Below are 18,938 nucleotides of genomic sequence, written 5' to 3' on the forward strand. Positions count from 1 at the left end.
ATTCCTGTTGGGAGCAGTGTTCCCTGCTCCAGCCCACCTGAACAGGCCAGAAGCAAAAAGAAAACCGACCCGGGAGCAACGCCCCAGGTCAGCAGCAATTTTTCAATTTGATACGCATTTTACCGCGAAGTTCACTATGGGTCATCGTTTACTTTGCAGTGCCATGCACCGTAGTATGACGGTTTGTTTTCGGGTTGTTAGCGCGAGATTATGCGATTTTCCAGTTTTATCATCGGATTGACTACCAGTATAACGTTCACCGCCCAGGCCGCGAATGTTGATGAGTACATTAATCAGCTTCCCGCAGGCGCGAACCTTGCCCTGATGGTGCAGAAGGTTGGCGCACAGGCTCCCGAGATTGACTATCACAGTCAACAGATGGCGCTGCCTGCCAGTACCCAAAAGGTGATCACCGCCCTCGCCGCTCTGCTCCAGCTCGGGCCTGACTTCCGTTTTACGACCACCCTTGAAACCAAAGGTAACGTCGAGGGTGGCGAACTGAAAGGCGATCTTATCGCCCGTTTTGGAGGCGATCCGACCTTTAAACGCCAGGATATCCGCAATATGGTTGCGGCGCTAAAAAAAACCGGCGTGCAGAAAATTGATGGCAATGTGCTGATCGACACGTCCATCTTTGCCAGCCACGACAAAGCCCCTGGCTGGCCGTGGAACGACATGACGCAGTGCTTTAGCGCCCCGCCCGCCGCCGCGATTGTTGACCGTAACTGCTTCTCGGTTTCGCTTTACAGTGCGCCAAAGCCGGATGATTTAGCGTTTATCCGCATCGCGTCCTACTACCCGGTCACCATGTTTAGCCAGGTTCGCACGCTGGCCAAGGGTTCCCCCGATGCCCAGTATTGCGAACTGGATGTGGTGCCAGGCGACCTTAACCGCTTCACGCTCACTGGCTGCCTGACGCAGCGCGCCGATCCGCTGCCGCTGGCCTTTGCGATACAGGATGGCGCAAGCTATGCAGGCGCCATTCTGAAAGATGAGCTGAAACAAGCGGGAATAACCTATTCCGGCACCCTGCTTCGTCAGACGCAGGTCAACCAGCCCGGCACGGTCATCGCGAGCAAACAGTCTGCGCCGCTGCACGATTTACTGCGAATTATGCTGAAAAAGTCGGACAACATGATTGCCGATACGGTGTTCCGCATGATTGGCCACGCCCGTTTCGGCGTGCCGGGAACCTGGCGCGCGGGCTCAGACGCGGTGCGTCAGATTCTGCGCCAGCAGGCGGGGATCGACCTGGGTAATACCATCGCCGTCGATGGCTCCGGCCTGTCGCGCCATAATTTGATCTCTCCGGCCACGATGATGCAGGTGCTTCAGTACATTGCACAGCATGACACTGAGCTAAACTTTATTTCAATGCTGCCGCTGGCCGGACATGACGGTTCACTGCAGTACCGCGCAGGGCTTCACGCTGCCGGCGTGGATGGCAAAGTCTCCGCGAAAACAGGCTCACTGCAGGGGGTTTACAACCTTGCAGGCTTCATCACTACCGCCAGCGGACAGCGCATGGCATTCGTGCAGTATCTTTCCGGCTATGCCGTCGAACCGACCGATCAGCGCAATCGTCGTATTCCGCTGGTTCGCTTCGAAAGCAGGCTTTATAAGGACATCTACCAGAATAACTAGCGATGAAACTACTTATAGTTGAAGACGATCTGTTATTGCAGGAAGGGCTGGCGCTGGGGCTGGCCAATGAAGGGTATGCTCTCGACTGTGCAGGCACCGCAGCAGAGGCGGATGCCCTGATCCAGAGCGGCGAATACAGCCTGGTGATCCTCGATTTGGGCTTGCCGGATAAAGACGGCGCCACGCTGCTCAGCCAGTGGCGACGTCGCGGCATCAACAATCCCGTCCTGATCCTGACGGCACGTGATGCCATTGAAGATCGTATCACCGGCCTCGATGCAGGCGCAGATGATTATCTGGTGAAGCCTTTCGCGCTCGCGGAGCTGCAGGCACGGGTGCGAGCGTTGATTCGCCGTTATCAGGGCCATAGTGATAACTTACTGACCGACGGCGACATTACGCTGAATTTGCAAACCCAGCAGGTGCTGCAACAGGATCAGGCCGTAGAGGTCACGCCAAAAGAGTTCGCCTTGCTTACGCGTCTGATCATGCGCAGCGGGCAAACGGTACACAGAGAAACGCTCCAGCAGGATATCTACTCCTGGCAGGACGATCCCGGGTCAAATACCCTTGAGGTCCACATCCATAATCTGCGGCGTAAGCTCGGCAAAGACAGGATCAAAACCGTTCGCGGCGTCGGCTATCGTCTGGAGAGCCAGAAATGAACAGCATGCGTCGGCGTCTGATGGTACTGCTGGCGGTCATTCTCCTGTTTTTCCAGCTGATAAGCGTCATCTGGCTATGGCATGAAAGCCGTGAACAGATTGGTTTTCTGGTCAACGAAACGCTGTCAGCGAAAGCGCGCAATAATCACGTTGAGAAAGAGATACGCGAAGCGATTGCCTCGCTGCTGGTCCCTTCCCTGGTGATGGTTGGCTTTACCCTGCTCTTCTCTTTCTGGGCGGTCACCTGGATAACCCGGCCGCTGAATAAACTCCGCGCCAGCCTCGCTAACCGTTCAGCCGATAACTTAACCCCGCTTCCCATGTTTTCCGACATGGAAGAAATTGGCGCGGTGACGACCTCCCTGAACCAGCTGCTGGCCCGGCTGGATAGCACCATTAAGCAGGAACGTCTCTTCACCGCAGACGCCGCTCACGAGCTGAGAACGCCTCTTGCTGGCATCCGGCTCCATCTGGAGCTGATGTCGCAGTCAGGTGCACCACAGGCCGCCACGCTGATTAGCCGTATCGATCAGCTCATGCATACCGTCGAACAGCTGCTGATGCTGGCCCGGGCCGGACAGGCCATGGCGAGCGGACACTACGAAACCGTGAACTGGACGGAAAATATCATTGAACCTCTCGGCCTGGGGCATGAAGCCAAAGAGCATACGGTGATTTGGCCCGCTAAAAGCGCGCTCACGGTTCAGGGAGACGCCGTTCTCCTGCGCCTCATGCTGCGCAACCTGCTGGAGAATGCCGGGCGCTACAGCCCGGCAGGGACAACGATTACAGTGACATTAACCGAGGTCGACGGCGGGACGCAGATTAGCGTTATCGATCAGGGTCCTGGAATTGATGAAGCGCACCGACAGTCAATTACCGAGCCGTTCCGCCGTCTTGACCAGCGCTACGGAGGCAGTGGGCTGGGCCTGAGCATCGTGCAGCGCATCCTCCAGCTCCACCACGGCAGGCTAACGCTTGAGAATGGCGCTGAAGGTGGCTTAATCGCCAGCTGCTGGCTGCCCGCAACGCTGGAATAAAAAAAGCCCCCATAACGGGGGCTTTGAACAGCAATTAGTGCTTGTAGATGAACTCGACGCCTTCTTCGTCGTCTTCATCCCAGTCATCATCCCAGTCTTCATCGTCTTCTTCCGCTTCCAGCTCTTCGAGCTGCTGGCGGTGGTAGTCATCCCACATGAATTCGACTTTTTCAGGCTGTTTGACTTCTTCCGCCTGAACAACTGGGTTCTCAATGATGAAGGTCATCACATCCCAGCACAGATCTTTCACACCAACCTGGCTTGCCGCAGAGATCAGGTAGTATTTGTCTTCCCAACCCATCGCTTCAGCAATGGCTTTCGCTTTTGCTTCCGCTTCGGCTTTGTCCATCAGGTCGATCTTGTTGAAGACCAGCCAGCGTGGTTTGTTCGCCAGTTTCTCGCTGTATTTCTCCAGTTCGCCAACGATGATGCGGGCGTTTTCAACCGGATCGGAACCGTCGATAGGATCGATATCAATGAGGTGCAGCAGCACGCGGCAGCGCTCAAGGTGTTTCAGGAAGCGAATACCCAGACCCGCCCCTTCCGCGGCGCCTTCAATCAGGCCCGGAATATCGGCGACCACGAAGCTCTTCTCGTTATCCATACGGACAACGCCCAGGCTTGGTACCAGCGTGGTAAACGGATAGTCAGCCACTTTTGGCTTCGCCGCAGAAACCGCGCGAATAAACGTCGATTTACCTGCGTTTGGCATACCCAGCATGCCCACGTCAGCCAGAAGCATCAGTTCCAGCTGCAGGTCGCGCTTATCGCCCGGTGTACCCATCGTTTTCTGACGCGGCGTACGGTTAACGGAAGATTTGAAACGGCTGTTACCCAGACCGTGCCAGCCGCCTTTCGCCACCATCAGGCGCTGACCGTGTTTGGTCATGTCGCCCATGGTTTCACCCGTCCCCTGGTCAATCACACGCGTACCGACCGGAACTTTAATGGTGACGTCTTTACCGCGTTTCCCGGTACAGTCACGGCTCTGGCCGTTCTGGCCACGTTCAGCGCGGAAGGATTTTTCGAAACGGTAGTCGATCAGCGTGTTGAGGTTCTCATCCGCCTCCAGCCACACGTCACCACCATCCCCACCGTCGCCGCCATCAGGACCGCCACGAGGGATATACTTTTCACGGCGGAAGCTCACGCAACCGTTGCCGCCATCACCAGCCACGACCAGGATCGTTGCTTCATCAACAAACTTCATTTTACTCTCCGTAACTCATTCGCCTGAGCGGGGGACTACTACAACCGCTTCATTTTTGCGCCAACGTCCCCAAAGACGATGACCAATGGCGGAATACATCGCGCCCGCAACCACGACAAACGCACCGAGATAACCCAACAGGTTGAGCATCGGTCTGACGAAGACATCGGGCCAGGCCATTGATAACAAATCTGAAAATAACAGCGTAAACAGCGGGGTAAGCGTGATCAACGCGCTCACCTGTGCTGCCTGCCAGCGCGCCATCGCTTCGGCCAGCGCGCCATAACCGACCAGCGTGTTCAACCCACAAAAAATGAGGCACGCCAGTTGCCAGTCGCTAAGCTGGGTAATCACGCCCGGCTTCGCTAATGGCAGCAATGCTATTGTACACAAAGTGTACAGCAAAAAGAGGATCTGCTGTGAAGCAAGCCGACGCAATAACACCTTTTGCGCGACGCCATAGCTCACCCAGACCGTTGCTGCCCCCACACCGAAAATGACACCCCAGGTGTAATCCGTCAGGCGGGTAAAAATCTCGATCAGACTGGTGTTGAAGAACATCACCAGACCGCACAACAGCATGCTCGCCCCGATAATCTGCGTACCGCGCATCTTCTCCTTGAGGATAAAGACGCTGGCGACCATCATGCCCACCGGCGAAAGCTGACCAATCACCTGCGACGCCGTGGGGCTGAGATATTGCAGGGAAGAGCTGAACAGGATGAAGTTACCGAACAGACCGCCCGTCGCGATAGCCAGCAACACCAGCCAGCGCGGTTTACGGAAGAGCCGCAAGGGTGGAAGCTTACCTTTGACGGCAAGAATCGCCCCGAGGCCGATGCTTGCCATCAGAAAGCGATAAAAGACCACCGTAGGCGGCTCCATCACTTCCAGTACCTGCTTCATTGCAATTGGCAGTGCACCCCAGCACATTGCGGTTGTGAGCGCCAAAAGAATTCCTATGCCGGCCTGCTGCTTCATGCCCGTTTTCCCTACAGAAAAAATTACCGGGTTTCCAATGTAAAAAGCCCCGCAACAGGTTGCGGGGCTTTAATCCGTTACCGGACCGAGAAAACCTTACTCAGCAACGATGCTGATGTATTTACGGTTGTTCGGGCCTTTAACTTCAAATTTCACTTTACCGTCTGCTTTAGCAAACAGAGTGTGGTCACGACCGCAACCTACGTTGTTGCCAGCGTGGAATTTGGTACCACGTTGACGAACGATGATGCTACCCGCCAGAACGGATTCGCCACCGAAACGCTTAACGCCCAGGCGTTTAGCTTCTGAATCGCGACCGTTACGTGTGGAGCCGCCAGCCTTTTTATGTGCCATTTAAATCTCTCCTCAGGTCTTAGGCGCTGATGCCAGTAATTTTCACATCAGTGAACCACTGACGGTGGCCCTGCTGCTTACGGTAGTGCTTACGACGACGAAACTTAACGATTTTAACTTTCTCGCCACGACCGTGTGCAACAACTTCAGCTTTGATAACGCCGCCATCAACGAAAGGAACGCCGATTTTGACTTCTTCACCGTTTGCGATCATCAGAACTTCTGCGAACTCAACAGATTCGCCAGTTGCGATGTCCAGCTTTTCCAGGCGAACGGTCTGACCTTCGCTTACTCGGTGTTGTTTACCACCACTTTGGAAAACCGCGTACATATAAACTCCGCTTCCGCGCACGTCCTCGTATGAATCAGAGTGCGCTATAAATATTCACAATAGGGCGCGAATATTACGCAAAACGCGAGCCTTTGACAAGTGCTACCGTCAATACATGAAGAAAAAAAACACAACACGTACGGTAACGTTTATCTGAGCCGTTTTTTCAGTACAATCAGCACTACTATTGATAAACCGAAACCCTTCGTTACCCCATTGAAGATGGGATCAACAGGATAAAAAGCCCGGCTTTTGCGATGAATTTAGAAAAAATCAACGAGTTAACCGCGCAAGATATGGCGGGTGTGAATGCAGCAATCCTGGAGCAACTCAACTCTGACGTTCAGCTGATCAATCAGTTGGGCTATTACATTGTCAGCGGCGGCGGTAAACGCATTCGTCCGATGATTGCTATTCTGGCTGCCAGAGCCGTTGGCTATCAGGGAAATGCCCACATCACTATCGCCGCGCTCATCGAATTTATCCACACGGCGACGCTTCTGCACGACGATGTGGTGGATGAATCGGATATGCGTCGTGGCAAAGCCACGGCTAACGCCGCGTTCGGGAACGCAGCCAGCGTCCTGGTGGGGGATTTTATCTATACCCGCGCCTTCCAGATGATGACCAGCCTGGGTTCCCTGAAAGTGCTGGAAGTGATGTCCGAAGCCGTTAACGTCATCGCTGAAGGCGAAGTGCTGCAGCTGATGAACGTCAACGACCCGGACATCACCGAAGAAAACTACATGCGCGTCATCTACAGCAAAACCGCGCGCCTGTTTGAAGCGGCGGCCCAGTGTTCCGGCATTTTGGCGGGCTGTACCGAAGCGCAGGAAAAAGGCCTGCAGGACTATGGCCGCTATCTGGGCACAGCCTTCCAGCTGATTGACGATCTGCTGGACTACAGTGCGGACGGCGAGACGCTCGGCAAAAACGTTGGCGATGACCTGAACGAAGGCAAACCGACCCTGCCGCTGCTCCACGCCATGCGTAACGGAACGGCCGACCAGGCGAAGATGATCCGTGAAGCGATTGAGCAGGGAAATGGCCGCCATCTTCTGGAACCTGTACTGGAAACCATGGCAATCTGCGGATCGCTCGAATGGACGCGTCAGCGTGCAGAAGAAGAAGCCGACAAGGCCATCGAGGCCCTTCAGGTCATTCCAGACAGCCCATGGCGCGAGGCACTGATTGGCCTTGCCCACATCGCCGTTCAGCGCGACCGTTAATCTCCCTTTTTCTCCCCGCGATCCTGGCGGGGAGATTCCAGTACACACCAGTAAATTCCGCGTTCATGTAAATTCATCGGTTTAGAGACCGCATGAATAAAGCCATGTCTTATTCTGAATATTCCTTCAAGTAACGCGAACTTTTTAGAACAAGAGTTCGAAATGGGTATAGTAAACCCGTCGTTTCAGAAGAAACGGCGTAGGTGAATCCGAACTTAAGGACGGCGTTATGGATACGAAATTTATCGACTGGCACACGGCTGATATTATTGCCGCACTGCGCAAAAAAGGCACTTCACTGGCAGCAGAGTCCCGCCGCCATGGACTGAGTTCTTCAACTCTGGCAAACGCCCTCACCCGCCCCTGGCCAAAAGGAGAATTAATTATCGCAACGGCGCTGGACACGCATCCGTGGGTGATTTGGCCTTCGCGCTACCACGATCCTGTCACCCATGAATTTATCGACAGATCGCGCATGATTCGCCAGAGAAAAGTAAAAAAAGAATCGCAGGAATAAGTTTTTTTTGACAGGAACAGCAACCCCCCGGTCATTTCTGGCAGGGGGCTGCCGGAACGATTACTCGCCCTTCACACGCTCGATATTGGCACCCAGCGCGCGCAGTTTATCTTCGATACGCTCATAGCCACGATCGATGTGATAAATACGATCCACGATCGTTGTGCCTTCCGCGATACAACCCGCCAATACCAGGCTGGCAGACGCACGCAGATCGGTTGCCATCACCTGAGCACCGGACAGTTTCTCAACGCCGTGGCAAATCACGGTATTACTTTCGATCTCGGCACGTGCCCCCATACGGATCAGCTCCGGTACGTGCATAAAGCGGTTCTCGAAAATGGTTTCCGTGATAAAGCCGGTCCCTTCGGCGACCAGGTTCAACAAGGTGAACTGTGCCTGCATGTCAGTTGGGAAGGCCGGATGCGGTGCCGTACGCACATTGACCGCTTTTGGACGCTGTCCATGCATATCAAGGCTGATCCAGTCTTCACCGATTTCGATATCCGCGCCCGCATCGCGTAGTTTCGCCAGCACCGCATCCAGGGTATCTGGCTGCGCGTTGCGACAAACAATTTTCCCGCCAGAGATCGCAGCAGCGATCAGGAAGGTACCGGTTTCGATACGGTCCGGCAGTACGCGATAGACACCCCCGCCCAGACGCTCAACGCCTTCGATGGTGATGCGGTCGGTACCCTGACCGGAGATCTTCGCACCCAGCGCCACGAGGAAGTTGGCAGTATCCACAATCTCCGGTTCACGCGCGGCGTTTTCGATGATCGTGGTCCCTTCTGCCAGCGTTGCCGCAGACATAATGGTCACCGTTGCACCCACGCTCACTTTGTCCATAACAATGTGCGCGCCTTTCAGACGACCATTGACGGACGCTTTAACGTAGCCTTCTTCCAGCTTGATCTCTGCGCCCAGTTTTTCCAGGCCAAAGATGTGCAGGTCAACCGGACGCGCACCGATAGCGCAACCGCCCGGCAGCGAAACCTGACCCTGACCGAAACGCGCCACCAGCGGGCCAAGCGCCCAGATGGAAGCACGCATGGTTTTCACCAGATCGTAAGGGGCAGAGAAGTTATTCACCTTGCTGGCGTCGATCCAGACGGAACCGTTACGCTCGACTTTCGTGCCCAACTGGGTGAGCAGCTTCATGGTGGTGTCGATATCTTTCAGCTTCGGTACGTTCTGAATCTCTACCGGCTCTTCCGCGAGCAGTGCAGCAAAGAGGATGGGCAGCGCGGCGTTTTTCGCGCCAGAAATTGTGACTTCGCCCTGGAGACGCGTTGGCCCCTGTACACGAAATTTATCCATGGTGTGCTCTCTTATAAATTCAACCGTGCTGCGGGCCTGTCGCCCTCAGCTCAAAAACCGTTTAGTTTGCGATCGCGTGCCCACTCTTGCGGGGTGAACGCTTTAATCGACAGGGCGTGGATGCGGTTATCCGCAATATATTCCATCAGCGGCGCGTACACAGCCTGCTGTTTCTTCACACGGCTCATACCGTCGAACATCTCACCCACAGCAATAACCTGGAAGTGACTGCCATCGCCTGTGACGTGGGCTTCCTGAAGGGAGAGTGCATTCATCAGCACTGTCTGGATTTCATGATTTTCCATGGGCTCTTAATCATCTGATAGTGAAAACAAGCCCAACATCTTAGAGCAAAGTGGCGTCGTCTTAAACAAGCAAAAAGCCCCGACGATGAAACTGTCAGGGCTTTCGGAAGTAACGCACTGAAAATATTAACGAGGCAGTACGTCCTGAGGCAGATTGTAGAGCTGCGCCAGAGTCACGACATTCTCGCTCGCGCCGCGAAGCGTGACGCTCGCCCCCTGCTTTTTCCCTACCGCAACCAGATGGGCAAGCAGCGCAACGCCTGCCGTATCTACCCGCGTGACGTCGGTTAAGTCAATAACCGTCACGCCCTGCATGGCCTCATGGCGTTTATCCCATAAGGGGTTCAGCAGATCCTGATCCAGCTCACCGGACAGCTTTAATGTCTCGCCTTCACGCGACCAGCTGAGTTGCTGTGACATTACTTCTTCTCGTCCAGACTAATTTTCTGACGAGCGATGGACTGCAGCTGCGCGGTCAGGCCATCAATCCCCTTGGTGCGCAGCAGGTCGCTCCACTCGTTCTGTTTGGTGGTGATCATGCTTACGCCTTCGGCGATCATGTCATACGCCTGCCAGTGGCCGGTCTGGCTGTTTTTACGCCACTGGAAATCCAGACGCACCGGCGGACGACCGTTAGGATCGTTGATCGTTACGCGAATAGGGACGATGGTCGCATCACCCAGCGGCTGCTCCGGGGCGATCTGATAGGTCTGACCGTGGTACATCGCCAGCGCCTGACCATACGCCTGCTTCAGGTATTCACGGAAAGCGGCAAAATAGGCATCACGCTGAGCCGGGGTTGCGTCTTTGTAATAGCGGCCCAGCACCAGGGCTCCCGCATATTTGATCTGCACGTACGGCAGCAGCTCCTGGTCAACCACGTCACGCAGGTAATCAGGATTAGCACGAATCTTAGGCTGCTCGTTTTTAAGACGATCGAAGGTTTTCTTCGCGGCTTCGTCCATCAGTTTGTACGGGTTACTCTGATCCGCCGCGTGCACCGCGGTGAGAGGGGCAATAACCAGCATGGCAACCATTAACAGTCGTTTAAACATGAATGACTTCTCCTGATATTAATTCGCAGCACCTGGGGTCGGCGCAGCATTGGTATGGTCTTCACTCTGCGCAGGGGCATTGTCAGACTTTTTATCATCCCCTTTACTGTTGTAAAGGAACTGACCAATCATATCTTCCAGCACCATGGCGGACTTGGTGTCCTGGATCACGCTCCCGTCCTTAAGGATAGTCGTTCCCAGCTCGGGGTCTTCAAAACCGACGTTAAGCGCCAGATATTGTTCGCCCAGCAGACCGGAAGTCCGGATAGAAAGGGAGCTGGTGTCCGGAATGTGGTTGTAACGCTCTTCGATATCCATCGCGACACGTGGCAGATAGGTCTTCTCATCCAGCGTAATGTCAGATACGCGTCCGATCACCACGCCGCCAATACGGACCGGTGAACGCGCCTTCAGCCCGCCGATGTTATCGAAGGTGGCATAGATGCGATACGTCGGCTCGGTGCGCACAGACGTGATATCCGCCGCTCTCAGGCAGATAAACAGCGCGGCCAGCAGCGCCAGCAGCAGGAATACACCGACCCAAATTTCATTTTTTCTCGTTTGCATGAACTCAATTCCCAAACATCAGTGCGGTGAGCACAAAATCCAGACCCAGTACGGCCAGCGACGAATGAACGACTGTACGTGTAGTTGCGCGGCTAATGCCCGCCGACGTCGGGATGGCATCGTAACCATTGAACAATGCAATCCAGGTGACCGTAATGGCAAATACCACGCTCTTAATCAGGCAGTTAATCAGATCCATTCGCAGATCAATGGCGTCCTGCATGGCAGACCAGAAGAAACCGGCATCAATGCCTTTCCAGTGCACTCCAACCAGCGAACCGCCCCAGATCCCCACGGCGACAAACAGAATCGTCAGCAGCGGTAAAGAGATGACCCCGGCCCAGAAACGCGGCGAGATCACGCGACGCAGCGGATCGACCGCCATCATCTCCATGCTGGAGAGCTGCTCGGTCGCGCGCATCAGGCCAATTTCAGCCGTTAAGGCCGACCCCGCGCGCCCGGCGAAAAGCAGCGCCGCCACAACGGGCCCCAGTTCACGCAGCAGCGAGAGCGCCACCAGCATCCCGAGGCTGGTTTCCGCACTGTAGGTTGTCAGCACCAGGTAGCCCTGCAGACCCAGCACCATACCGATAAACAGACCGGAGACAATGATGATGAGCATCGACAGCACGCCGACGTTATAAAGCTGACGCACCAATAGCGGCGCGTGCTTGCGGAATTCCGGCTTGCCGACCAGCGCGTTGAATAACATCAATCCGGCACGCCCGAACGTCCTGATGGTTTTTATGCCACGGTGTCCGAGAGCGGCCAACGCATTTAACAGCATGAGTGGCTTAACTCCCTATTCCCAGTAAATCGTCACGATAGTCGCCCGCCGGGTAGCGGAACGGCACAGGGCCATCGGCAATACCGTCGAGGAACTGCCGCACGCGCGGATCGCAATTTTCCTGCAGCGCCTGGGCGCTACCGTGTGCGACGATCTTTTTGTCCGCTACGATGTAGGCGTAATCGGCAATGCTCAACACTTCAGGTACATCGTGAGACACCACAATGCAGGTGACGCCAAGCGCGCTGTTCAGCTCAGAGATGAGCTTCACCAGCACGCCCATCGTGATGGGATCCTGCCCGACAAACGGTTCGTCGAACATGATTAAATCAGGTTCTAATGCGATGGCTCGCGCCAGCGCGGCACGACGCGCCATCCCGCCGGACAGCTCCGAAGGCATCAGCTTCGCGGCGCCCCGCAGCCCGACGGCTTCTAGCTTCATCATCACCGTGCTTTTCAGCAGCGCAGGCGGCAGGCTGGTATGCTCGCGCAGCGGATAGGCAACGTTATCAAAGACGTTCATGTCGGTGAACAAAGCCCCCGACTGAAAGAGCATGCTCATGCGTTTGCGAACAGTATACAGGCGCGAGCGCGACATCTCCGGGATGTTTTCGCCATCAAAGAGGATTTCACCGCTATCCGGTGGGATCTGCCCACCGATAAGGCGGAGCAGGGTCGTTTTACCGATCCCGGACGGCCCCATGATGGCAGTAATTTTGCCACGCGGCACGGTCAACGAAATATCATCAAATATCAATCTGTTGGCGCGAGAAAAACTCACACCGCGGACATCGACTAAATTCGCCATGGTTTGGCTCATTTATGGTTCCTTTCTTATCCTGCTCACGTTAAGGCATGTAGCCTGAATCAGCCCTAAACTCCGCATTTTTACAGAATAATAACCGTAGAGGTTAGCGAAAGCTGGCATTTGTTTTACTTTTCCGGCGCATAAAGTCAAAATTAGGAATTCGTTACGCCTCAGACTGTATGCAGTCCAGCCATTCCCGAGCAATGGACCGACGAGTATACCTGAAGAAAGGACTTTTGATGCTTTTAGCAACAGCACTGTTAATAATTGGTTTACTGTTGGTGGTCTACAGTGCTGACCGTTTAGTGTTTGCTGCATCTATCCTGTGTCGCCTGAGTGGCGTACCGCCTGTTGTCATCGGCATGACCGTGGTCAGCGTAGGAACGTCGCTTCCTGAAATCATCGTCTCTGTCTCCGCCTCGCTGCATGGTCAGGTAGACTTGGCAGTCGGCACCGCCATTGGCTCTAACATCGTCAATATTTTATTGATTTTAGGCCTGGCCGCGCTGCTCCATCCTTTTCGCGTGCATTCTGATGTTCTGCGCCGTGAATTGCCGCTAATGTTACTCGTAAGCCTGCTGGCAGGGTGCGTATTTTACGATGGCGTACTGAGCTACAGCGACGGCATTTTCCTGCTGGCGCTGGCCGTTATTTGGCTGCTGTATAGTGTTAAGATCGCCCGTCTGGCTGAAAAGCAGGGTCAGGATAGCCTCACGCGCGAGCAGGTCGCCGAGCTTCCGCGAGAAGGCACGCTGCCTGTTGCCCTGCTCTGGCTGGGCGTCGCGCTGATCATCATGCCGATGGCAACGCGCATGGTCGTGGATAACGCGACGGTGCTGGCGAACTATTTTGCCATCAGCGAGCTGACTATAGGCCTGACGGTGATTGCCATCGGCACCAGCCTGCCGGAGCTGGCCACCGCCATTGCGGGTGCACGTAAAGGTGAGGATGACATTGCCATTGGTAATATCATCGGTTCTAACATTTTTAATATCGCCATTGTGATGGGACTGCCGGCCCTGATTTCGCCAGGGCCCTTTAATCCTCTGGCGTTCTCACGTGATTACGGCGTGATGTTGCTGGTCAGCGTGATTTTTGCCCTGCTCTGCTGGCGGCGGCAACGACAGATCGGCAAAGGCGCAGGCGCGCTGCTGACGGGTGGATTTATCGTATGGATGGCGATGCTGTACTGGCTCTCGCCTCTTCTCTCTGGGTAAACGGAAACGCATTATGTCGCAAATAGAATTGCAGCCGGGTTTTGACTTTCAGAAAGCAGGCAAAGACGTTCTGGAGATTGAACGTGAAGGTCTGGCGCAGTTAGATCAGTACATTAATCAGGATTTTAGTCTGGCATGTGAGAAGATATTCTACTGCGCCGGCAAAGTCGTGGTGATGGGGATGGGCAAGTCCGGCCACATTGGACGCAAAATGGCGGCAACCTTTGCCAGTACCGGCACCTCGTCCTTCTTTGTCCACCCGGGGGAAGCCGCGCACGGGGACCTGGGTATGGTCACGCCGCAGGATATCGTCATCGCGCTCTCCAACTCCGGTGAGTCCAATGAAATCCTGGCGCTCATCCCGGTTCTGAAGCGACTGCAGGTGCCGCTGATTTGCATGACCAGCCGTCCGGAAAGCAGCATGGCGCGTGCAGCCGATATTCACCTGTGCGTGAAGGTTCCTAAGGAGGCCTGTCCGCTCGGTCTGGCGCCGACCTCCAGCACCACCGCTGCACTGGTCATGGGCGATGCGCTTGCCGTGGCGCTGCTTGAAGCCCGTGGCTTTACGCCGGAAGATTTCGCGCTTTCCCACCCGGGCGGCGCGCTGGGGCGCAAGCTCCTGCTGCGGGTAAACGATATTATGCACACCGGGGATGAGATCCCTCACGTCAGTAAAGAAGCCTCCCTGCGTGATGCGCTGCTGGAAATCACCCGTAAGAATTTGGGGATGACGGTCGTGTGCGACGGTCTGATGAAAATTCAGGGGATCTTCACCGATGGCGACCTGCGTCGCGTGTTCGACATGGGTGTCGATGTCCGCACGCTCGGCATTGCCGACGTGATGACGCCGGGCGGTATCCGCGTGCGTCCGGGTACGCTGGCCGTGGATGTGCTGAACCTGATGCAGTCCCGCCATATCACCTCCGTTATGGTTGCCGATGGCGACCAGTTGCTGGGTGTGGTACATATGCATGATCTGCTGCGCGCAGGCGTAGTGTAATGAAGGATAAGACAATGAGTAATGCGGGTGCATCCCTTGCAACCTGTTATGGTCCGGTCAGTACCCAGATGATGGCAAAGGCGGAAAACATTCGTCTGCTCATCCTCGATGTGGATGGGGTTCTCTCCGACGGCCTGATTTACATGGGCAATAATGGTGAAGAGCTGAAGGCGTTTAACGTTCGCGACGGCTACGGTATCCGCTGTGCGCTCACCTCGGGGATTGAGGTGGCGATCATCACCGGACGAAACGCTAAACTGGTAGAAGACCGCTGTGAAACTTTAGGTATTACCCATCTGTATCAGGGTCAATCCGATAAGATGGCGGCGTTCAATGATTTACTGGGTAAACTGGCTATCGCACCGGAAAACGTGGCCTACGTCGGGGACGACCTGATTGACTGGCCGGTGATGGCTGAAGTTGGGCTGAGCATCGCCGTTGCCGATGCGCATCCGCTGCTGATCCCGCGCGCCGACTACGTTACCCACATCAACGGTGGCCGCGGCGCTGTCCGTGAAGTCTGCGATCTGCTTCTGCTGGCGCAGGGCAAGCTTGATGAGGCCAAAGGGCAATCGATATGAGTAAAACCAGACGTTGGATTATCATTTTGCTTTCGCTTGTCGCACTGGTATTGATTGGCGTGAACCTTGCCGATCGCGACGATACGCAAACGGAAGTGATCAACAATACCGATCCAACCTATAAAAGCGATCACAGCGACACCGTGGTCTACAGCCCGGAAGGCGCGCTGAACTATCGCCTGATTGCCCAGCATGTTGAATATTTTTCCGATGATGGCGTTTCATGGTTTACCCAACCTGTGATGACCACATTTGATAAAGACAAAGTGCCGACGTGGTCAATTAAGTCAGATCGGGCCAAACTGACAAATGACCGTATGCTTTATCTGTATGGCCACGTTGAAGTCAACGCCCTGACCGCTGACTCGCAACTGCGAAAAATTACGACGGATAATGCCCAGATCAACCTGGTAACCCAGGACGTGACGTCGCAGGATCTGGTCACACTGTATGGCACAACATTTAATTCCAGCGGTTTAAGAATGCGCGGGAACTTACGCAGCAAGAACGCCGAGCTGATTGAAAAGGTTAGAACCTCCTATGAAATTCAAAACAAACAAACTCAGCCTTAAAGTAATTATCGCCAGCGCGATGCTGGCGGCCAGTCTCCCCGCGCTTGCTGTAACGGGCGATACCGACCAGCCGATCCATATTGAGTCCGACACCCAGTCTCTCGATATGCAGGGTAACGTCGTCACCTTCACGGGTAACGTCGTCATGACCCAGGGCACCATCAAAATCAACGCCGACAAAGTGGTCGTGACCCGTCCGGGTGGCGAGCAGGGCAAAGAGATTATTGATGGTTACGGCAACCCGGCAACCTTCTATCAAATGCAGGACAACGGCAAGCCGGTGAAAGGCCGCGCTACGCACATGCACTATGAGCTGGCGAAGGATCTGGTCATCCTGACCGGGAATGCGTATCTGGAACAGCTGGACAGCAACATTACCGGCGACCAGATTACCTATCTGGTTAAAGAGCAAAAAATGCAGGCCTCCAGCGAGAAAGGCAAACGCGTGACCACCGTACTGGTTCCGTCGCAGCTGCAGGACAAAGGCAAGGGCCAGGCCCCGGCACAGAAGAAGAGTAACTAATTCGTTATGGCAACATTAACTGCAAAAAACCTCGCGAAGGCCTATAAGGGCCGCCGTGTCGTAGAAGATGTCAGTCTGACCGTCAACTCCGGCGAAATCGTGGGGCTGCTTGGCCCGAACGGTGCGGGTAAAACGACAACCTTCTACATGGTGGTGGGTATTGTGCCGCGCGATGCCGGCAACATTATCATTGACGATGAAGACATCAGTCTTCTGCCGCTGCACGCGCGCGCGCGTCGCGGGATCGGCTATCTGCCGCAGGAAGCCTCCATTTTCCGTCGTCTCAGCGTTTACGACAACCTGATGGCGGTCCTGCAAATTCGTAACGACCTGACCAACGAACAGCGTCAGGATCGTGCCAACGAGCTGATGGAAGAGTTCCACATTGAGCATCTGCGCGACAGCCTCGGTCAGGCACTCTCCGGGGGCGAACGCCGTCGCGTTGAGATTGCGCGTGCGCTGGCCGCAAACCCGAAATTTATCCTTCTGGATGAACCGTTTGCGGGCGTTGACCCCATCTCCGTTATCGACATTAAACGTATCATTGAGCACCTGCGCGACAGCGGGCTTGGCGTACTGATCACCGACCACAACGTGCGTGAAACGCTGGCCGTGTGTGAACGCGCCTATATTGTCAGCCAGGGCAATCTGATCGCCCACGGTACGCCACAGCAGATCCTCGAAGACGATCATGTTAAGCGCGTCTATCTTGGGGAAGACTTCAGACTCTGATAGGGTAGAGGTAACGTAACGCCGAACCGGAGAAAAATGCTCTGAACATGAAGCAAGGTTTGCAATTAAGGCTCAGCCAACAACTGGCGATGACGCCGCAGCTACAGCAGGCAATTCGCCTGTTGCAACTGTCCACGTTAGAACTTCAGCAGGAGCTCCAGCAGGCGCTGGACAGTAACCCCCTGCTGGAACAAACCGATCTTCATGACGAGGTAGATACCCAGCAATCGCAGGATACTGAAGCGCTCGATACCGCGGATGCACTCGAACAAAAAGAGATGCCCGACGAGCTTCCGCTTGATGCCAGCTGGGATGAAATCTACACCGCCGGAACCCCTTCCGGTACGCGTGCAGACTACCAGGACGATGAGCTACCGGTCTATCAGGGCGAAACCACCCAGTCGCTGCAGGATTACCTGATGTGGCAGGTGGAACTCACCCCCTTCTCCGATACCGACCGCGCGATTGCCACGTCCATTGTCGATGCCGTTGACGACACCGGCTATTTGACCGTCACCCTCGACGATATACTGGAAAGCATGGGCGACGACGAGATTGAGCTTGAGGAAGTCGAAGCCGTTCTGAAGCGCATCCAGCGTTTCGATCCGGTAGGCGTGGCCGCAAAAGATCTGCGCGACTGTCTGCTGATCCAGCTTTCTCAGTTCAGTAAAGAGACGCCATGGCTCGAGGAGGCGCGCGCGATCATCAGCGATCATCTGGATCTGCTGGCGAACCACGATTTCCGCACCCTGATGCGCGTCACGCGCCTGAAAGAAGAGGTGCTGAAAGAAGCGGTGAATCTGATCCAGTCGCTCGATCCGCGCCCCGGTCAGTCGATCCAGACCAGCGAGCCCGAGTACGTGATCCCGGATGTGCTGGTCAGAAAACACAACGGCCGCTGGGTCGTTGAACTGAATTCAGACAGCATCCCTCGCCTGCAAATCAACCAGCAGTATGCCTCCATGTGCACCAGCGTGCGTAACGACGCCGACAATCAATATATTCGTAGCAATTTGCAGGAAGCGCGATGGCTGATCAAAAGTCTGGAGAGCCGAAATGATACGCTGCTACGCGTCAGCCGCTGTATTGTCGAACAGCAGCAGGCGTTCTTTGAGCAGGGTGAAGAGTATATGAAACCGATGGTGCTGGCGGATATCGCCCAGGCCGTCGAGATGCATGAATCAACCATTTCCCGTGTCACCACGCAGAAGTATCTGCACAGTCCACGCGGTATTTTTGAGCTTAAGTATTTCTTCTCCAGCCATGTGAATACCGAGGGCGGCGGCGAAGCGTCGTCAACGGCCATTCGTGCTCTGGTGAAGAAGTTGATCGCCGCGGAGAATCCCGCGAAGCCACTAAGCGACAGTAAGTTAACCACCATGCTGTCCGATCAGGGTATTATGGTGGCACGTCGTACTGTTGCGAAGTATCGAGAGTCTTTATCCATTCCGCCGTCCAACCAGCGTAAACAGCTGGTCTGACACAACCGATAAGGAAGAC

At 55.1% G+C, this 18,938-nt stretch carries 23 protein-coding genes; 12 read left to right on the top strand and 11 right to left on the bottom strand.

Annotated elements, in window-relative coordinates; translation table 11 throughout:
* Window positions 1-210: 210 nt before the first annotated feature.
* The 3 genes from dacB to pmrB are packed head-to-tail and all read left to right on the top strand — an operon-like array spanning window position 211 to window position 3,349.
* On the top strand, window positions 211-1,644 hold the full coding sequence (gene dacB / locus L362_RS07145; protein WP_023344983.1) for a serine-type D-Ala-D-Ala carboxypeptidase: 1,434 nt from the start codon (window positions 211-213) through the stop codon (window positions 1,642-1,644).
* Between the two features lie 2 nt (window positions 1,645-1,646).
* Window positions 1,647-2,309 (top strand): two-component system response regulator PmrA, encoded by a 663-nt coding sequence (gene pmrA, locus L362_RS07140; protein ID WP_008501465.1) that lies wholly within the window; start codon window positions 1,647-1,649, stop codon window positions 2,307-2,309.
* On the top strand, window positions 2,306-3,349 hold the full coding sequence (gene pmrB / locus L362_RS07135; protein ID WP_023326166.1) for a two-component system sensor histidine kinase PmrB: 1,044 nt from the start codon (window positions 2,306-2,308) through the stop codon (window positions 3,347-3,349). The genes pmrA and pmrB overlap by 4 nt, the downstream gene beginning before the upstream one ends.
* A 34-nt stretch (window positions 3,350-3,383) precedes the next feature.
* Here pmrB and cgtA read toward each other — a convergent pair whose 3' ends face one another.
* The 4 genes from cgtA to rplU form a co-directional block, all read right to left on the bottom strand.
* Complete coding sequence (gene cgtA, locus L362_RS07130; protein WP_023344984.1) at window positions 3,384-4,559, bottom strand: Obg family GTPase CgtA; 1,176 nt, start codon at window positions 4,557-4,559, stop codon at window positions 3,384-3,386.
* Between the two features lie 15 nt (window positions 4,560-4,574).
* The gene (locus L362_RS07125; RefSeq protein WP_014833443.1) at window positions 4,575-5,540 is read right to left on the bottom strand and encodes a DMT family transporter; all 966 of its coding nucleotides are present in this window, start codon (window positions 5,538-5,540) and stop codon (window positions 4,575-4,577) included.
* Between the two features lie 96 nt (window positions 5,541-5,636).
* The gene (rpmA, locus tag L362_RS07120) at window positions 5,637-5,894 is read right to left on the bottom strand and encodes a 50S ribosomal protein L27 (RefSeq protein ID WP_004385076.1); all 258 of its coding nucleotides are present in this window, start codon (window positions 5,892-5,894) and stop codon (window positions 5,637-5,639) included.
* A 19-nt stretch (window positions 5,895-5,913) separates the two neighbouring features.
* On the bottom strand, window positions 5,914-6,225 hold the full coding sequence (rplU, locus tag L362_RS07115) for a 50S ribosomal protein L21 (RefSeq protein WP_003025032.1): 312 nt from the start codon (window positions 6,223-6,225) through the stop codon (window positions 5,914-5,916).
* Window positions 6,226-6,482: 257 nt separating this feature from the next.
* Between rplU and ispB the strand changes: the two genes are divergently transcribed.
* Together ispB and sfsB are read left to right on the top strand one after the other, a co-directional pair.
* Window positions 6,483-7,454, top strand: a complete 972-nt coding sequence (gene ispB, locus L362_RS07110; RefSeq protein WP_008501461.1) for an octaprenyl diphosphate synthase — start codon at window positions 6,483-6,485, stop codon at window positions 7,452-7,454.
* Window positions 7,455-7,683: 229 nt separating this feature from the next.
* Window positions 7,684-7,971, top strand: coding sequence for a DNA-binding transcriptional regulator SfsB (gene sfsB / locus L362_RS07105; RefSeq protein ID WP_008501460.1), 288 nt, complete (start codon window positions 7,684-7,686; stop codon window positions 7,969-7,971).
* A gap of 60 nt (window positions 7,972-8,031) precedes the next feature.
* Here sfsB and murA read toward each other — a convergent pair whose 3' ends face one another.
* From murA to mlaF, 7 genes are all read right to left on the bottom strand, one after another.
* Window positions 8,032-9,291, bottom strand: a complete 1,260-nt coding sequence (gene murA / locus L362_RS07100) for a UDP-N-acetylglucosamine 1-carboxyvinyltransferase (RefSeq protein ID WP_008501459.1) — start codon at window positions 9,289-9,291, stop codon at window positions 8,032-8,034.
* Window positions 9,292-9,341: 50 nt separating this feature from the next.
* The gene (gene ibaG, locus L362_RS07095) at window positions 9,342-9,596 is read right to left on the bottom strand and encodes a BolA family iron metabolism protein IbaG (RefSeq protein WP_008501458.1); all 255 of its coding nucleotides are present in this window, start codon (window positions 9,594-9,596) and stop codon (window positions 9,342-9,344) included.
* Between the two features lie 126 nt (window positions 9,597-9,722).
* On the bottom strand, window positions 9,723-10,016 hold the full coding sequence (mlaB, locus tag L362_RS07090) for a lipid asymmetry maintenance protein MlaB (RefSeq protein WP_021242262.1): 294 nt from the start codon (window positions 10,014-10,016) through the stop codon (window positions 9,723-9,725).
* Entirely contained in the window at window positions 10,016-10,651 is a 636-nt protein-coding gene (gene mlaC / locus L362_RS07085; protein WP_008501456.1) for a phospholipid-binding protein MlaC, read from the bottom strand. Before mlaC ends, mlaB begins: the two co-directional genes overlap by 1 nt.
* Window positions 10,652-10,669: 18 nt before the next feature.
* A complete protein-coding gene (gene mlaD / locus L362_RS07080) occupies window positions 10,670-11,218 on the bottom strand; it encodes an outer membrane lipid asymmetry maintenance protein MlaD (RefSeq protein WP_008501455.1) in 549 nt (182 codons plus the stop codon).
* A gap of 4 nt (window positions 11,219-11,222) precedes the next feature.
* Window positions 11,223-12,005, bottom strand: coding sequence for a lipid asymmetry maintenance ABC transporter permease subunit MlaE (gene mlaE, locus L362_RS07075; RefSeq protein ID WP_008501454.1), 783 nt, complete (start codon window positions 12,003-12,005; stop codon window positions 11,223-11,225).
* A 7-nt stretch (window positions 12,006-12,012) separates the two neighbouring features.
* Entirely contained in the window at window positions 12,013-12,825 is an 813-nt protein-coding gene (gene mlaF / locus L362_RS07070; protein ID WP_008501452.1) for a phospholipid ABC transporter ATP-binding protein MlaF, read from the bottom strand.
* 227 nt (window positions 12,826-13,052) lie between these two features.
* Here mlaF and L362_RS07065 point away from each other — a divergent pair, with 227 nt between their 5' ends.
* The 7 genes from L362_RS07065 to rpoN are packed head-to-tail and all read left to right on the top strand — an operon-like array spanning window position 13,053 to window position 18,919.
* Complete coding sequence (locus tag L362_RS07065) at window positions 13,053-14,030, top strand: calcium/sodium antiporter (protein ID WP_008501451.1); 978 nt, start codon at window positions 13,053-13,055, stop codon at window positions 14,028-14,030.
* 13 nt (window positions 14,031-14,043) lie between these two features.
* On the top strand, window positions 14,044-15,030 hold the full coding sequence (gene kdsD / locus L362_RS07060) for an arabinose-5-phosphate isomerase KdsD (protein ID WP_023344985.1): 987 nt from the start codon (window positions 14,044-14,046) through the stop codon (window positions 15,028-15,030).
* A gap of 14 nt (window positions 15,031-15,044) precedes the next feature.
* Window positions 15,045-15,611, top strand: a complete 567-nt coding sequence (gene kdsC / locus L362_RS07055; RefSeq protein ID WP_008501449.1) for a 3-deoxy-manno-octulosonate-8-phosphatase KdsC — start codon at window positions 15,045-15,047, stop codon at window positions 15,609-15,611.
* Window positions 15,608-16,183 (top strand): LPS export ABC transporter periplasmic protein LptC, encoded by a 576-nt coding sequence (gene lptC, locus L362_RS07050; protein ID WP_021242266.1) that lies wholly within the window; start codon window positions 15,608-15,610, stop codon window positions 16,181-16,183. Before kdsC ends, lptC begins: the two co-directional genes overlap by 4 nt.
* A complete protein-coding gene (gene lptA, locus L362_RS07045) occupies window positions 16,152-16,706 on the top strand; it encodes a lipopolysaccharide ABC transporter substrate-binding protein LptA (RefSeq protein WP_008501447.1) in 555 nt (184 codons plus the stop codon). Before lptC ends, lptA begins: the two co-directional genes overlap by 32 nt.
* Window positions 16,707-16,712: 6 nt before the next feature.
* Window positions 16,713-17,438, top strand: a complete 726-nt coding sequence (gene lptB / locus L362_RS07040) for an LPS export ABC transporter ATP-binding protein (RefSeq protein WP_008501446.1) — start codon at window positions 16,713-16,715, stop codon at window positions 17,436-17,438.
* Between the two features lie 47 nt (window positions 17,439-17,485).
* The gene (gene rpoN / locus L362_RS07035; protein WP_008501445.1) at window positions 17,486-18,919 is read left to right on the top strand and encodes an RNA polymerase factor sigma-54; all 1,434 of its coding nucleotides are present in this window, start codon (window positions 17,486-17,488) and stop codon (window positions 18,917-18,919) included.
* The last annotated feature ends 19 nt before the right edge of the window (window positions 18,920-18,938 follow it).

The organism is Enterobacter sp. MGH 16 (assembly GCF_000493175.1).
In the GTDB taxonomy this organism is placed as follows: Bacteria; Pseudomonadota; Gammaproteobacteria; order Enterobacterales; family Enterobacteriaceae; genus Enterobacter; species Enterobacter roggenkampii.